The following is a 15,051-nucleotide window of genomic DNA, read 5'->3' on the forward strand; positions in this document are numbered from 1 at the left end:
AAAAAAAGTGCAGGTAATGTACAATGATTGCACAATAGCTGCACTGTTATTTTATGTTGTATAGGAACCATTAATTTTCACATAGTCATAGGACAAATCACAACCCCATACAGTAGCTTCTTCCTTGCCTAAGCCGAGCGATACTTTAATCTGGATTTCAGAATTCTCAAGATAATCTTGGATAACAGATAAATCGACGGAATCGATTGGTTTCCCTTGATAAATTAACGTTTCACCAAAATAGATGGAGATGTTTTCAGGATTCAGTTCAACTTCATCTTCACATTTACCTATCGCCATAGCTATACGTCCCCAATTGGCATCTTTTCCAAAAATAGCAGTTTTCACGAGTGGCGAATTCACAATACTTTTAGCTACTTTTTTAGCTTGTACAAAGCTCGATGACTCATTGACAGTGACTTCAACTAATTTTGTAGCGCCTTCCCCATCACGGGCAATTTCTTTTGCCAAGTCAATGCTCATGTTATTTAACGCTTCAGTAAATTGCTTGATATCCACTTTCCCTGCTAATCCATTCGCCATAATGGCTACTGTGTCACTTGTACTCGTATCGGTATCGACACTAACCATGTTAAATGAATGATTGACGGCTTCTTTAAAAATTGTTTGTAAAGTCGTGGCGGGAATTTCAGCATCTGTCACAAAGTAAGATAACATCGTAGCCATATTCGGCTCTATCATACCAGAACCTTTTGCAATACCAACTAATGTAGCATTACCGACTTTGCATATTTTACATTTTGGATAAGTATCTGTCGTCATAATTGCTTGTGCTGATTTTTCTAAGCCTCCTTCTACTAACTGTTCTTTAAGATTGATGATTCCATTTCTTATTTTATCCATCGGTAATTGATGCCCAATTACACCAGTTGAAGAAGGTAAAATATTTTCAGGTGCAATTGCTAACTCGTGTGCGACCAAGTTGACAATTTCTTGAACATTACGAATCCCTTCTTCCCCTGTTGCGACGTTCGCATTTTTACTGTTAATGACAAAACATTGTAATTTACCGTTCGCAACATTTTCCTTACCAATGAGGATAGGTGCACCACAAAATTTACTTTGCGTAAACATAGCAGCTGCGTTTGCTACAGTAGAAGACATAATAACCGTGAAGTCTAGCGTTTCATCTTTAATACCGAGGTTCTTCACACAAGTATAAAATCCTTTCGGCATCAATGTTTGCATATCATTTTCTTTTTTCCCTAGTTCTTGCATTGCCTTTTCCTCCTTTTCAACTTTTAGTCTGCAGTTTCTAAATATTTAACCATCGCTACTTCATCGCAATTATTAATTTTGGGGCAATTCACGCAATCCGTCCAAACCTTTTCTGGCAAATCATCTCTTTTGACAATTTGAAATCCTAGTTTTGAAAAAAACTTTACTTGATAAGTTAAAGATATTAATCTTTCCACCCCTAATTTGGGACTTTCCTGAATGATATGTTCCACTAACATTCGACCGATTCCTTTTTGTTGGTAATCTGGATCTACAACTAAGGAACGAACTTCTGCCAAATCTTGCCCTAATACATGTAATCCTGCTACCCCAACAACCTTATGATTATCCTTGACAACATACAAGCACTGTAACTGTTGATAAATTGATAATAAGGAACGAGGTAATACAATCTCTTTATCTGCGTAAATTTTGATTAATTCATAAACAGGCATAACATCAGCTGTTGTAGCACTATATATTTTCATAGATTTCTCCTTCTTCTAAAAAATTAATATGTTATAAATATGCACTAAACTGATTTAAAATGCAATTTGTTTTTGTGAAAATTCACAGAATATTTGGAGCGCGGGTAAAAGTTTGTGATTCGCGGGTAAACCTTGTGATTCGCGGGTAAACCTTTGGAAAACGCGGGTAAATGTCTCTCATTCGCGGGTAAACCTTTGCGAAACGCGGGTAAATGTCTCTCATTCGCGGGTAAACCTTTGCGAAACCCCACTGTTACGCTCAACAGTAAAAAAGTGTTAGATTGCATGCAATCTAACACTTTTCCCTTCCACTCATTCACTTTTAATCTACAAACGCGTAGTCACCATCACTTTCAAGCAATTCCTTTAATACCGTTAAGGCTTGCTCAAGCTGTGTGCTATTTTCTGGTGCCGTAATTGCCAATCGTACAGCATTTACTGGTTTGGCATTGCCTACTGCAAAACGTTCTGCTGCATAGACTTGGACGCCCGCTTTCGCGGCAAGTAATTCAAACTGCACGCCAGTAAATTTTTTAGGCAATAGAAGCCATCTAAACATGCACTCAGCATCACCTAAAATATTGTATTCCCCTAAATACTGATTCACCAGCGCATTTTGTTGTTTAGCATATAAGCGATGTTTCTCTAATATCGTTTGCGCAACACCATCTTGAATTAGTCTTGCTGTAAGCTCCACCATTACAGGTGATACCGAAATATTGATATTATATAGTGTTTCAATAATTTTCTTTCTTAATGCACTAGGCGTCACAATAAAGGATAACCTTAAACCAGGTGATATCGTTTTGGACACGCTGGCAATATACACTACCTTTTCCGGTGCATAAAAGGCGATTGGTGCTAATGGCTGCTCCTTCAAGAAGCTATAAATCGCGTCCTCTATCACGATCAACCCTTTTTGCCTTGCCACTTCTGCTATCATTTTTCTTGTTTCAACAGACATCGTATGGGTCGTAGGATTATGAAAATCTGGAATCACATAAAGACCTTTAATATGTTCATTTTTACAAGCATACAATAAACCTTCTTTTGTCATCTCTCCATTTTTTTGCTGAATGGCTACTAGTTGAATACCAAGCATATTAGCTGCCGTTTTGATTCCTGCATATGTAATGGGATCTGTTCCAATACGATCACCGGGATGAAATAAAGCGGCTAATGTGCCGACAATTGCATTTTGACCCCCTGCACCAAGCAATATTGGTTGATCCGTTTGAAATCCAACTTTTTCCAAAAGTTTTGCTGCTGCTTCAGTTTGCCATGCATTCCCTTCTGGTCGACCATATTGAAATAATTTGCTGACATTAGAATCATTGAGCATTTTCTTCATATAACGTGTTATTTCTTCATTCGCATAGGCATCTGGTAAAACCGAACCTAATTCAATCAAATGAGCGGCATTGCTTGTCGGTAATAAAATTTTATTTGCCGCTGCATCAGAAGAAACAAATGTACCACTCCCGATCGATGCATAAATTAGTCCCTTTTGTCCGCACAGCTTAAACGCACGTGTAATTGTACTTAAATTGACATCTAAAAAATCAGCCAGTTCGCGTTGCGGTGGCAACTTGGTCCCTGGCAATAAAACGCCTTCTTTAATATCCTGTTCTAACTGCTCAGCAATTGCGATATAAATTGGCGCTGAAATATTGCTTATATTGGGCTTCCAGCTCATAGGGTATTCATCAAATGAGTTAAATGGCATGCTCTAACCCCTTCCATTTGGCTTTGCATACAATATATAATTGTCTTGCATACAATATATAATTGTCTTGCATACAATCATAATATTGTATGCAAATGATTACAATGCTATAATTTTTAAAAAATCAGAAAAAGGGACCGATAAAATTATGCAATATTCTGAAAGAATCTTAAACACACCATCTTCATTCATCCGTAATATTTTGAAAGTAACGGATACCGAGGATGTCATTTCCTTTGCAGGCGGGCTACCAAACCCCATCTCTTTCCCAATCGATGCATTAAAAGCATCTGTTGACCATGCGATTAGTGAAAATGGCAGTCGATTATTCCAATATTCATCTACACAAGGCTATGCACCTTTACGTGAATACATCGCAGCTAAATACAAGCGTGTTCATGGGTTAGATATTAGCGCAGATGATATATTGATTACAACTGGTTCACAGCAAGCGCTTGAACTGATTGGAAAAGTACTTATTAATAAAGGGGATGGCATTGTCATTGAGGAACCAGGCTATTTAGGCGCGATTCAAGCATTCACATTAAGTGAGCCTAATTTCTATGGTGTAACCCTTGAAAACGATGGCCTTAATTTAGAAGAATTAGAGAATGCTTTACAGCAGCCAAACGTGAAATTCATCTATACAGTACCTAACTTCCAAAATCCAACGGGTCTTACGTATTCAAAAGAAAAACGTCAACAAATATATGACATAATTGCTAAATACGATGTAGCATTAATCGAAGATGATCCATATGGAGAATTACGCTTCCAAGGTGAACCACTTCCTTATATCGGTGCCGGAAAACTCGAAAATAGTATTTTACTAGGTTCTTTCTCTAAAACAGTTACACCAGGTATGCGCCTTGGCTTTATTATTACAAAAAACAAAGAGCTAATGAAACATATTGAAACAGCAAAGCAAGCGACTGACCTTCACACAAACATTTTCTCTCAATATGTGATTTACGATTACTTAGCAAATAATGATTATACAGAGCACGTAAAAAAAATTATTACTTTGTATAAAAATCAATCTGATGCAATGCTAGATGCGATGCAGGAATTTTTCCCAGCGCACGTTGAATACACTCGTCCAGAAGGCGGCATGTTCATTTGGGCGACAATGAATAACGGTGCTGCAGCATTGGATGTCTTTAACAAAGCAATGGAACAAAAAGTCGCTTTCGTTCCTGGCGATCCTTTCTATACATCTAAAACAGGTGTTAACACGATGCGTCTGAACTATACAAATGCAACGCCAGAAATTATTCGTGAAGGTATTAAACGTTTAGGCAGTATTTTATAATGTAAAAATCGTATGAACGCTATCCATAAGCGGTCATACGATTTTTTATCTTTCATGCGGATAAGAGATGGTCATGCCTAACTTCGTTAATGTATCACCTGCATTACGATAGTCATGCGGTCTGTCAGCTTTAAATCGGATGGAATCACCACTTTTTAATGTGTAGTTATGGTCATTGACCCGAATCATTAATTCTCCTGCAAAAACGGTAATAAATTCTTCTGTGCCTTCTTTATGACCTTCAGCACTTAATTGACCACCTTGATCAATCTCGATTGTATAGATTTCAAAACGACTATCTTCTTGAAATGGAAAATTTGGATACACTCTATATTTCCCATTATCTTCTGATAATACTTGTATATCCTTTTTCAGCACGACTTCTGTTTCCGACTGTGGTTGATGGATAAGAGCCGTAAAGGAAACCTTTAAACCTGTTGCGATTTTCCAAATAGTTGTAAGCGTTGGACTAGACTCGCCTCTTTCAATTTGCCCAATCATCGTTTTACTAACGCCACAGAGCTGAGACACTTTCTCTAAACTAAGTTTTTCTCTTTCTCGAATAGCTTTTAAATTTCTTGCGAAAATTAAATGAATTTCCTCCAAAACAAGCACCCCTTAAAAAAATGTACAATATAACGACCATAAAGTATAATAAAAAGTATGACGTTATATTGTTTATTTCAGACATTATAACATACAAATAACAAGGAGGTCTAAAATGCCTTACATATCCTTTTTACTATTCGTAATCATTACAAGCTTTACACCAGGACCGAACAACATCATGGCAATGGCCTATGCCAACCAATATGGTTTGAAAAAAACTATGCAATTTTGTCTCGGTGTTGGCATGGGCTTCTTTACAATAACCGCTTTAAGTAGTTTTTTTAATGTAGTTCTTAGTCAAATTATGCCCATTATTACATTGCCACTTACGATTTTAGGGGTAGGCTATATGTTGTATTTAGCTTTCAAAATTGCGACAATGAAAGACCATGAAGATTCGGATACTAACCATCTTGAGGAGCATAAACGAAACCTTTTGCTACTTGGAGCCTTCCTCCAGTTCATTAATCCAAAAGGAATTTTGTTTGGCATTACGGTCGTTGCTACCTATATTTTGCCGTATTACACTTCCTATATGAGTTACATTTTGTTTGCATTATTTTTAGGGTTTGTCGGGATTATCAGTACATTTAGCTGGGCTCTATTTGGCTCCACTTTTCGAAAAGTACTTTTACAGTATCGCCAACCATTTAATATTGTTATGGCTATTTTATTAGTTTACAGTGCTTTTTCCATACTTTTTCACTAAAAACCCCCTCATTGTACGTTATATTGTACAATGAGGGGGTTTGTTAGATTTATAACGAAACTATTTTGTATATGTTAATACGGCATTTTTCTTAAATTTGGCTAATGCGGCTGTTGCCTCATTTTTGTTCGTATATTCAAAAATACGCACATTTTTTTTCTCAAAAACTGTAATAACCCACATCTTAACCTCTCCCTTACCTATTATTTTTGTAATATAACAATCACCTAACATGTGATACAAAGAACAAACTGTCTTATAACAACTCTTGCTAATTTTCATTTTACGCTCTTTTTTTCAAAAATAAAGCTTTATGTGAAGCCCTTCACAAACTGTTCAATTTCAAAACGCTTTCATTGAACATTTTGTGAAAACCATCATTTTATAGGTATATAATCGGAACCATTTTTACCATCCTTCGCTTCATATTGACCAATAAAAAAACCGTCTGTGCGCCTTTTCCACGACGCTCAAACGGTTTTAGGTAATCATATTGTGTAGTAGTAGATTTTATTTCATAATGATTGTTTGAATTAAGAACAAAATGCTTCTTCTTGCTTTTGTGTCAGCTCGATTTCAAAGCCCAAATCTTCAAGCATACGATAATCGCTATTGGCTTCTTGTCCTTCTGTAGTCAAGTAATCCCCAACAAAAATACTATTTGCTGCATACATTCCAAATGGCTGAAGGAATCCTAAATTGACTTCCCGACCACCAGAAATTCTAATTTCCTTCGAAGGATTCATATAGCGGAATAGCGCTAATACTTTTAAGCAATAGCGAGGATTTAAGTCCTGTGTTCCTTCAAGTTTCGTTCCATCAATTGCATGTAAGAAGTTAACTGGAATTGAATCTGCGTCCAACTGATGCAATGCGCGTGCAATTTCCACGACATCCATTTTCGTTTCTTTCATCCCAATAATGGCTCCAGAACATGGGGAAATACCATGTTTCTTTACGACCTCAACGGTATTAACACGATCCTCATATGTGTGCGTCGTCGTAATATAGGAATGATGTCGCTCTGATGTATTTAAGTTATGATTGTAGCGATCAACACCCGCTTCTTTTAATTGTTGTGCTTGTTCTTCTTTTAGTAAACCTAGGCAAGCGCAAACTTTTAAGCCATACTTTGCTTTAATTTCTTCAACGGCTTCACTCACTACATTGACATCTTTACGAGTCGGCCCACGTCCGCTTGCGACGATGCAATACGTACCAATTTTATTTTCAAACGCACGCTTTGCCCCCGCCAATATTTCCTCTTTTGTAATGAACGGATATTTCTCAATAGGAGCGGTCGATTTAGATGACTGCGAGCAATAGCCACAATCCTCTGGACAATACCCACTTTTAGCATTCATAATCATATTTAACTTTACTTTTTTGCCGTAATAGTGCTTACGAATGGCAAATGCGCCGTCCATTAGCTTTAAAATATCATCATCATCACTATTTAAAATGGCAAGTGCCTCATCATCGCTAATTACCTTGCCTGCAATCACTTCATCTGCTAATTGTAACCAATTCACTAAACATTCTCCTTTTCAATTTGCACAAGTTTTATAGCTCTAGCGGAACGAAATACTTTGTATAGGCGTTCAGCTAAAAGGGCAGAAGCAATTGCTAAGCAAAAGTCTGCAACAATACTATTGACAAAGCCTACTAAAAATACATGAGACCAGCTTGATTTCATGTTTAACCATAGATTTAATGCTACATATAAATAAGGTACTGCGACTGCATAAATAATAATAAGCCCTATAATATTGGCAACAATAAAATGTTTTTTCGTTGGTGATTCTACTCGATCAATCATATAGCCGATTACTAATGCAGCAAGAGCAAATCCTATTAAGTAACCAAAAGTCGGCTGCAATACATATGTAATGCCTCCTCCTTGTGTAAAAACTGGCAAGCCAACTAAACCTATTCCTATGTAAACTAGCTGACTTTGAAATCCATTGCGACCACCGAGTAAGCAGCCCGCTAAAAAGACAAAGACAATTTGTAATGTAAACGGCACGAGCGGTAATGGAATTTTAATAAAGGCACCAACGGCTGTTAATGCAGCAAACATCGCAATCATCACAAGTGATAACGTTGACTGTCGTTTCAACATGCCCTCATCCCTCCCGCTCTTCAAAAAATTGCACAATTGTATCTTTTGTTGTTTGAATCATAAATTGCATTTCGTCGTCCGTTATAATATATGGTGGCATGAAATACAAAACATTCCCAAGTGGACGAATAAGTAACCCTTTTGCTAAAGCTCTTTTGTATATTTGATAGCCAATGCGCTCCTCACTCGGTAATGGCTCTTTCGTATCGCGATTCGCCACTAGTTCAATCGCCCCGACAAACCCAACTTGCCGATATTCACCAACAAAGGGTAACTCAGCAAAAGCCTCCAACGCTAGCTTTCGCATGCGTTCGCCTTTGTCTTGCACAACATCTACATACTGTTCCTCTTCAAATATCGCCAATACCTCTAGAGCTACACGGCAGGCAAGTGTATTCCCTGTGTAACTATGTGAATGTAAAAACGCCTTCATCGTGGCATAATCATCATAAAATGCCTGATATACTTCATTCGTCGTCATTACGACAGACAGTGGTAAATACCCACCTGTTAAACCTTTTGATAAACACATAAAATCCGGAGAGATATTAGCTTGCTCACAGGCAAAAAGTGTACCTGTTCGTCCAAACCCTACAGCAATTTCGTCTGCAATTAGATGAACATCATATTGCGTACATAGTTCACGTAAACGTCGCAAATAAATAGCTGGATACATTTTCATCCCTGCTGCCGCTTGAATTAGTGGCTCAATAATAACCGCCGTAAGTTCCTGATGATGCATGCGCAACTGATCTTCTACAAAACTAATACATTGGGCATGGCAACTATCCGGATGATGCTTAAATGGACAACGGAAACAATCTGGGCCTTGTGCTCGTACCGTATCTAGTAACAGTGGTTGATACACTTCGTTATAAAGATCTACCCCACCGACAGATAAAGCACCTAATGTTTCACCATGATAGGCATCCGTTAATGCCAAAAAGCGTTTTTTGTGCGTTTTCCCCGTTTGCATATGATATTGAAAACTCATTTTTAAAGCGACTTCTATAGCAGATGAGCCATTATCTGCAAAAAATACTTTTTGTAAACTTTGTGGTGTTAAAGCTACTAATTTTTGCGCGAGTTTAATCGCTGGCTCATGTGAAAAATTCGCAAAAATTGTATGCTCCAACGTAAATGCTTGTTCACTTAATGCTTGGCTAATACGTGGATTGGCATGTCCAAATAAATTGACCCACCATGAAGATACCGCATCAAGATAGCGTTGATTATGTTCATCATACAACCATACACCCTCGCCTTTTTTAATAACGATTGGTGGAAAAGCCTCATAATCTTTCATTTGGGAGCAAGGATGCCAGACATGTTGTAAATCTTTTTCTTGTAGCTTAGTTAATACTTGTTTCACGTCTAATCAGCCTTTCAAACAATGATGTGCCCGTAATTGCATACGCACTAATGTCCGACAGCTCTTCCAGCTTTGGTATCGTCATATAGGGCAATGTATAATATTGTAAAATAGTTTGAATATTGTCTTGCTCCATCCTGCTCCCCATATCACCGTTAAATACAAGACCAAGCACTTCAATTTGCCGTGTAGTCAATGCTTCTAACGTTAAGAGCGTGTGGTTAATTGTTCCTAGTGCTGTTCGTGTAACCACGACAACGGGTAGTTTACTTTCAACAATGACATCCAACAGTGTCGTTTCGCCACATGCATCTAATGGTACAAAGAGCCCACCTGCTCCTTCACAAATAACAACATCCCAAGTTTGCTGTAAAAGTTGCATTTGCTTTAATAACTGCTGTGTGTCAATTTGCTGCCCCTCCAGTTGAGCCGCAAAATGTGGCGATGCTGCTTCTTTAAATGAATAACCATTTAAATTCTCTCTGTCTAGCAATTGCAAAGAATATTTTTCATACATCGCTGTGTCGAAGTAATAGGCTTGTTCGCCATCATATACTTCACCAGTTTGCACTGGTTTATAAGGCGTTACTCGTATGCCCTGTTTTTGCAAATTACGCATTAATAATGTGGTGACAAATGTTTTTCCAACATCTGTATCTGTTCCAACAACCCAAAAGTGTTGCAACTGTACCTCCCCCTCTTTTAAGTTAACCAACTATAGTTTTTAAGTTAACACATTATTTTTCCTTTTGTAAATGCCTTTTTTTGCATTTTTACAAAAATGATTAAGATAATGCCTTATTCGAGGGTATTCTATCCTAAATTCCACCCAATTGAACGGTGATACACCCCGTTTTATCAACGTTATGTTATTTCCCAAGAAATATTAAAGGGTTTTTATCATACGCTGTAGTATTAATCAAAACAGGGGGTGGCAAAATGTTTGGACTATTTAAGGAGACAGAGAAAAAGCTAGATACATATGAACAAATGAGCAGTATTTTAAATACTTTGCTTACTTACGAAATACGAGATTTACCTATGCGCTATGAATTTTGGTATCGTGTAGCTATTCGGCAAGAAGAATATCGAACATTGCAAGCAGAACATCGAGAAAAAATCTCAATGCATACGGCCATAGGAAGGTTTCATCAAGTTCAATATGAGGATACGAAACAGAAGTGTGCAAAGCTTGAACGACTGACGGATATTTATAAATTATTGTGTATCGAGGAAGAACGTCAAACATTGAATCATCGTCTATCTTTCCACAAGGAAGCAATAGAGGAAATTTATGAGCATGTGCAAAGGAAACACCTTTATACGTATTGCGACTCCGTACAACGTCAATTTTGGGATGCCGTTAGTGAAGACATACTAAAAGCAATTGCCCATCTAGATTAACACTAGATGGGCAAACCACTTGATTTATAGTTTTAAAACTTTATCTATTTCTTTTTCAATTAAACATTGAAGTCGCACTTTATCCATTGGTACTAAGCCCATTAAAACATGCAGGGCAAGTCCATCAATAAATGCATGTAAATGGACAATTTCATCGTGCACTACTAGTCCATCTTGCAGTAAATTTTCATGTTGTAAATAGGCAAATATCTTTTCAATACCACTCAATATATGTTCTTCTGTTGGTTCTCCACTGCGCACCTTATATGAGACAAACTCTAGCCAAACTTGCATTTCAATAATATGTTGTTCAGAGATTGGCACGAGCTCCAAAAGTACTGCTACAATTATTTGCTTAATCGGTAGTGGCTTTTGTAAATGCTGGGCAATACGCTCATTTACTTGCTGCTCTACTAACTCCATCGCAAATACGATTAATTCCTCATGCGTGTTAAAATAGTAACGAACAGCACCTAATGATAAATTTGCCTCCTTTGCTATTGAACGTACTGTAGCACCTCTAAGTCCATCCCTAGCTATTACATTCCACGTGGCTTTCGCGATACTCGCTTTTCTTTCTTGATGATTCACTATTTTAGGCATACTTCAAGTATAGACTATTTTAATACATTTGTATTATTTAAAACTTTATGGTAATTTTATTTAATACAACTGTATCAAAATAATGGAGGGTTTTTATGATTGCTTGGATTATCGCTGCAGAAATAGCATTTTGGATTGTCATATTAATAGCTTTGGTTTGTAGATACCGTTTTAACAAGCCAAAACTAAGCATTTTCTTTTTTGCGCTTACACCTGTTATAGACCTCCTATTAATCTTGCTAACTGCTATGGACTTAAAAGCTGGTACACCAGCATCCGCTTCACATGGTATTGCCGCCATCTACATAGGTGTCTCAATTGCCTATGGGAAGACCATGATTACTTGGGCAGATGAAAAGTTTCAACAATGGTTTTTAAAAGTTCAGATTGAAAAACAGCGGTTAACAGGATTGGCGAAAGGGATCCATGAAGTAAAAATGCTCGGTTTACATGTTCTCGCCTACATCATTAGTACGAGTTTATTGTATGCGATGATTGTATTTATTGGTCAACATACCGATACATCTTCCCTACTACAAGTAATGAAAATTTGGGGGATTGTTTTAATAATTGATGCCGTTATTAGCCTTTCTTATGTCATTTTTCCTAGTAAAAAATAACAGTCTTGTTCTCTTGCCCCTTGCATGTAGTAGGAAGGGATTAATTGGGTAGGAATTAATCGTGCAATACATAAAGGTGTATTTAAAAACGAAACATTGTTTAGAGCTAACAACACAACAAGCCTCGCACATCGTTGTGCAAGGCTTTAGTTGTTTACTGCCCTTTATTTTCCTCCATGCCTCGGCGTAATAGGTCTCGTAATTCCTGTACTTGATCGACTTTGATTGCCACTTTGTTATACCGCTTTTTCAGACCTAACATAAATGTTACTTCCACCGGTTCTTTCATCTGCAATATCATGTGTGGATAGGCTTCTCCAAAATCACGTGCTATAAAATCCATTGTATCTTTCGATAATTTTTCTTTTAACAGTTCTGGGTTTTCTTCCACTTTTTCAATCGCATCGAAGCGAATGGTCGCTCGTTTCATTAAACCTAAAGATAAATATAATGAATCAGAGGTTGCATAAATAGGATTTAAGCGAACTGCCTGCATATCAGCTATAAAAAATAAGACAGAGTAAATATTTATGATAAGTAATAGGATGGATAATAGCATGGATTTTTCATGAAGCCACCAGTGGATACCAATAGTCTCTATCACGATGGCATGAATCATCATCATCTGAAAGGCGATATAGCTAGAGTTTTTATGTAATGTTAATCCCGCCCGTTCTTTTCGCTTCCAACTTGCAAATCCGTAGTAAAGAACGAGTAAATCTGTACACAGCATCTGTATAATCCGATACTTTGGAGCATGTTTTTCAACTGCTTGTGGAAAAGAAAAAATGTCTGGTAAAGAACTTGCCCGCACATCCGCTAAAATTTTAGGTAGATAATATACTAACGTTGTGACAAATAATAGTTCGATAACGATTAGTGCCCCTTCAACTGCAAATCCAGCCCACGTCACCGCCACATACGGTTGCAAATGATCCATTGGAATAATGAAGCGTGCAGCAATACAACCTGTTGCGGCCAAAACAATCGCATACTTAATAGAAAACTTTCGTTTATACAGCATAAATAGCACTGGTATTACGACGATAAAGTCGAGTAATGAGCCAAATACAACGCCCGCTGTGTCTGCGGGTAAAATGGACATGCCAAATCCCGTATTATAAAGCGAGTAGTTGCTAATTAATACAATGGCCAAAAACGCCATCCAGATGTTTTGTTTCTTTTTTAAGACCATCATTTCGAATCTCCCCTTTTAGGTGTCAGACTATTGCACGTATCGACATTACTTTTGTTCTATTTCCTCTATCATGCCTTCTTGCAAAACAATGTTATTTAATTTTTGAATAATCTCCTTCAATTGAACTAATTCTGATCGTTCCAGTTTCGAGTAATACTTGGCAATAATATAGCGCTTTATTTCTTCTTCCCGCTCGAAATACTGAATACCCACTGTATCTAAGTGGACAAAAATTTCACGGCGATTTTTAGGGTTAATTTGTCGCATTACATATTGTTGTTCTTCAAGTTTACTTACGAGTTGACCAACAGCACTTGAAGTAATATTCAAATAGTGAGCAATTTGTCCAATGGTTACACTTTTATTTTTATGGATAAAATCCATCAGTATCATTTGCTTTGTAGACAAATCATCTGTTACTAAATGCTGATGGACTTTTATAAAATGGCTATCCATCGAGTAAATCGCATCGTTAATTTCCTGTACGAGTTTATATAATGCGTCATCATGTTGGTCCATACAATATCATCCTTTTTTAAGTTAGGTTAATAGTTAAGTTAACTTTAATATTAAGTTTATTTTAAAATAGCGTGCATCATTTGTAAACAATTTACAAGGAAAGCAAAGTTTTTTTGTATGAGCATGTCATGAAATATTCACTTTTCTCCGCATACTACGTATTGCGCTGTTCAACTAAAAATCTTTTGCGATACGCATGTGGTGAATAACCCGTATATGCTTTAAAACGCTCAATATAGTAACTAACTGTACTAAAGCCTGTGTCTGATGCAATAAAGGTGATGGGTTTGTCACTATCACGCAACAACTCCATACTTTTTCTTAAACGGTAATGTAATAGATACGTAAATGGTGTCATACCGACTACTTTTTTAAAAAAACGACTGCATTCTGCCTTGCTTATAAACACATGTGCAGCTAATTTTTCCAGGGTTATTTTTTCTTGATAATGACGATGAATGTAGTCAAGCATTTCTTTTGCACGCTCATGTTGCACGATCATAGAAGCATGTATCGTTTCCTCAGTAAGCTTCGATTGCATTAAAATAGCCTCCCAAATCGATAACAATGCCCTCCACACCTGAAATTCAAAAAAGGCATTTCGTTCCTTTAATAATTGGGCAACACATTCTACAGCTTGTGCTAGCTCACCGGAAAGCTTAACAAATGGTAGTCTATTATTGGCTATATATGGTTGCACATATTTAGATGTCAACACACTCCCTTCATGTCCGCCTAAAAATTTCGGATCAACATTTATACAAAACAGCAACGACTGGTCCACCTCATTTGGTTTCGCTTCATGTAAACATGCTGCATTGACAAATAGCCCTTCTCCCGCCTCAAGCAGTATGATGTCCGCACCTACACGATAGTTGACACGTCCACTTTTGACATAGACGAACTGTATTTCTTTATGCCAATGTAATGGCAAAAAATCCAACCGATCTACTTGTAATGTCGTTTCGTATAAAGCAATTGGAAATGCATTCGAACCATGTATCGTTAATTCTTGTAAATCCTTCGCTACTTTAATATGCGTCAATGTCAATGCAAACACCTCAATATATTGATAGTTTAAACCGTTAATACGATATTTTTTACAATGAAAATTATATACTATTTTTTTA

General features: G+C 37.1%; 17 protein-coding genes. 4 read left to right on the forward strand and 13 right to left on the reverse strand.

Annotated features, from left to right (window positions below):
• Positions 1-51: 51 nt before the first annotated feature.
• The 3 genes from argJ to MHH88_RS13185 all read right to left on the reverse strand — a co-directional run bounded on the left by argJ (position 52) and on the right by MHH88_RS13185 (position 3,453).
• Positions 52-1,239 carry a bifunctional glutamate N-acetyltransferase/amino-acid acetyltransferase ArgJ gene (gene argJ / locus MHH88_RS13175; RefSeq protein WP_339258616.1) on the reverse strand — a complete coding sequence of 396 codons (1,188 nt, stop codon included), beginning with the start codon at positions 1,237-1,239 and terminating at the stop codon, positions 52-54.
• Between the two features lie 23 nt (positions 1,240-1,262).
• A complete protein-coding gene (locus tag MHH88_RS13180; RefSeq protein ID WP_339258618.1) occupies positions 1,263-1,727 on the reverse strand; it encodes an N-acetyltransferase in 465 nt (154 codons plus the stop codon).
• Positions 1,728-2,049: 322 nt separating this feature from the next.
• A complete protein-coding gene (locus MHH88_RS13185; protein WP_069513126.1) occupies positions 2,050-3,453 on the reverse strand; it encodes a PLP-dependent aminotransferase family protein in 1,404 nt (467 codons plus the stop codon).
• A 148-nt stretch (positions 3,454-3,601) separates the two neighbouring features.
• Between MHH88_RS13185 and MHH88_RS13190 the strand changes: the two genes are divergently transcribed.
• Positions 3,602-4,765: a PLP-dependent aminotransferase family protein gene (locus MHH88_RS13190; protein ID WP_339258620.1), complete on the forward strand. Its 1,164-nt coding sequence runs from the start codon at positions 3,602-3,604 to the stop codon at positions 4,763-4,765.
• Positions 4,766-4,810: 45 nt separating this feature from the next.
• Here the strand turns inward: MHH88_RS13190 and MHH88_RS13195 are convergent, their stop codons facing one another.
• Positions 4,811-5,371, reverse strand: a complete 561-nt coding sequence (locus MHH88_RS13195; protein WP_339258622.1) for a helix-turn-helix domain-containing protein — start codon at positions 5,369-5,371, stop codon at positions 4,811-4,813.
• 115 nt (positions 5,372-5,486) lie between these two features.
• On the opposite strand from MHH88_RS13195, the gene MHH88_RS13200 reads away from it, so the two are divergent.
• Positions 5,487-6,083, forward strand: coding sequence for a LysE family transporter (locus MHH88_RS13200; protein ID WP_339258624.1), 597 nt, complete (start codon positions 5,487-5,489; stop codon positions 6,081-6,083).
• A gap of 60 nt (positions 6,084-6,143) precedes the next feature.
• Here MHH88_RS13200 and MHH88_RS13205 read toward each other — a convergent pair whose 3' ends face one another.
• From MHH88_RS13205 to bioD, 5 genes are all read right to left on the reverse strand, one after another.
• Positions 6,144-6,266 (reverse strand): hypothetical protein, encoded by a 123-nt coding sequence (locus MHH88_RS13205; RefSeq protein ID WP_255313762.1) that lies wholly within the window; start codon positions 6,264-6,266, stop codon positions 6,144-6,146.
• Positions 6,267-6,616: 350 nt separating this feature from the next.
• The gene (gene bioB / locus MHH88_RS13210; RefSeq protein ID WP_069513122.1) at positions 6,617-7,615 is read right to left on the reverse strand and encodes a biotin synthase BioB; all 999 of its coding nucleotides are present in this window, start codon (positions 7,613-7,615) and stop codon (positions 6,617-6,619) included.
• Positions 7,615-8,205, reverse strand: coding sequence for a biotin transporter BioY (locus MHH88_RS13215; RefSeq protein ID WP_069513121.1), 591 nt, complete (start codon positions 8,203-8,205; stop codon positions 7,615-7,617). Before MHH88_RS13215 ends, bioB begins: the two co-directional genes overlap by 1 nt.
• A gap of 4 nt (positions 8,206-8,209) precedes the next feature.
• Complete coding sequence (gene bioA, locus MHH88_RS13220) at positions 8,210-9,577, reverse strand: adenosylmethionine--8-amino-7-oxononanoate transaminase (protein ID WP_081328028.1); 1,368 nt, start codon at positions 9,575-9,577, stop codon at positions 8,210-8,212.
• The gene (gene bioD / locus MHH88_RS13225; protein ID WP_339258627.1) at positions 9,558-10,262 is read right to left on the reverse strand and encodes a dethiobiotin synthase; all 705 of its coding nucleotides are present in this window, start codon (positions 10,260-10,262) and stop codon (positions 9,558-9,560) included. Before bioD ends, bioA begins: the two co-directional genes overlap by 20 nt.
• Positions 10,263-10,516: 254 nt before the next feature.
• Between bioD and MHH88_RS13230 the strand changes: the two genes are divergently transcribed.
• Entirely contained in the window at positions 10,517-10,981 is a 465-nt protein-coding gene (locus MHH88_RS13230; RefSeq protein WP_069513119.1) for a hypothetical protein, read from the forward strand.
• Positions 10,982-11,005: 24 nt separating this feature from the next.
• Here the strand turns inward: MHH88_RS13230 and MHH88_RS13235 are convergent, their stop codons facing one another.
• Entirely contained in the window at positions 11,006-11,584 is a 579-nt protein-coding gene (locus MHH88_RS13235; protein WP_339258629.1) for a TetR family transcriptional regulator C-terminal domain-containing protein, read from the reverse strand.
• Positions 11,585-11,679: 95 nt separating this feature from the next.
• Between MHH88_RS13235 and MHH88_RS13240 the strand changes: the two genes are divergently transcribed.
• Positions 11,680-12,204, forward strand: coding sequence for a hypothetical protein (locus MHH88_RS13240; protein ID WP_069513117.1), 525 nt, complete (start codon positions 11,680-11,682; stop codon positions 12,202-12,204).
• Between the two features lie 154 nt (positions 12,205-12,358).
• On the opposite strand, the gene MHH88_RS13245 is transcribed toward MHH88_RS13240, so the two are convergent.
• From MHH88_RS13245 to MHH88_RS13255, 3 genes are all read right to left on the reverse strand, one after another.
• The gene (locus MHH88_RS13245) at positions 12,359-13,402 is read right to left on the reverse strand and encodes a beta-carotene 15,15'-monooxygenase (protein ID WP_339258631.1); all 1,044 of its coding nucleotides are present in this window, start codon (positions 13,400-13,402) and stop codon (positions 12,359-12,361) included.
• A 45-nt stretch (positions 13,403-13,447) separates the two neighbouring features.
• Positions 13,448-13,921 carry a MarR family transcriptional regulator gene (locus MHH88_RS13250; RefSeq protein WP_339258633.1) on the reverse strand — a complete coding sequence of 158 codons (474 nt, stop codon included), beginning with the start codon at positions 13,919-13,921 and terminating at the stop codon, positions 13,448-13,450.
• 154 nt (positions 13,922-14,075) lie between these two features.
• Positions 14,076-14,966, reverse strand: coding sequence for an AraC family transcriptional regulator (locus MHH88_RS13255; RefSeq protein ID WP_339258635.1), 891 nt, complete (start codon positions 14,964-14,966; stop codon positions 14,076-14,078).
• Between the last annotated feature and the right edge of the window lie 85 nt (positions 14,967-15,051).

Origin of the sequence: Lysinibacillus sp. FSL K6-3209 (assembly GCF_037976175.1) — a bacterium.
GTDB lineage: Bacteria > Bacillota > Bacilli > Bacillales_A > Planococcaceae > Lysinibacillus > Lysinibacillus sphaericus_D.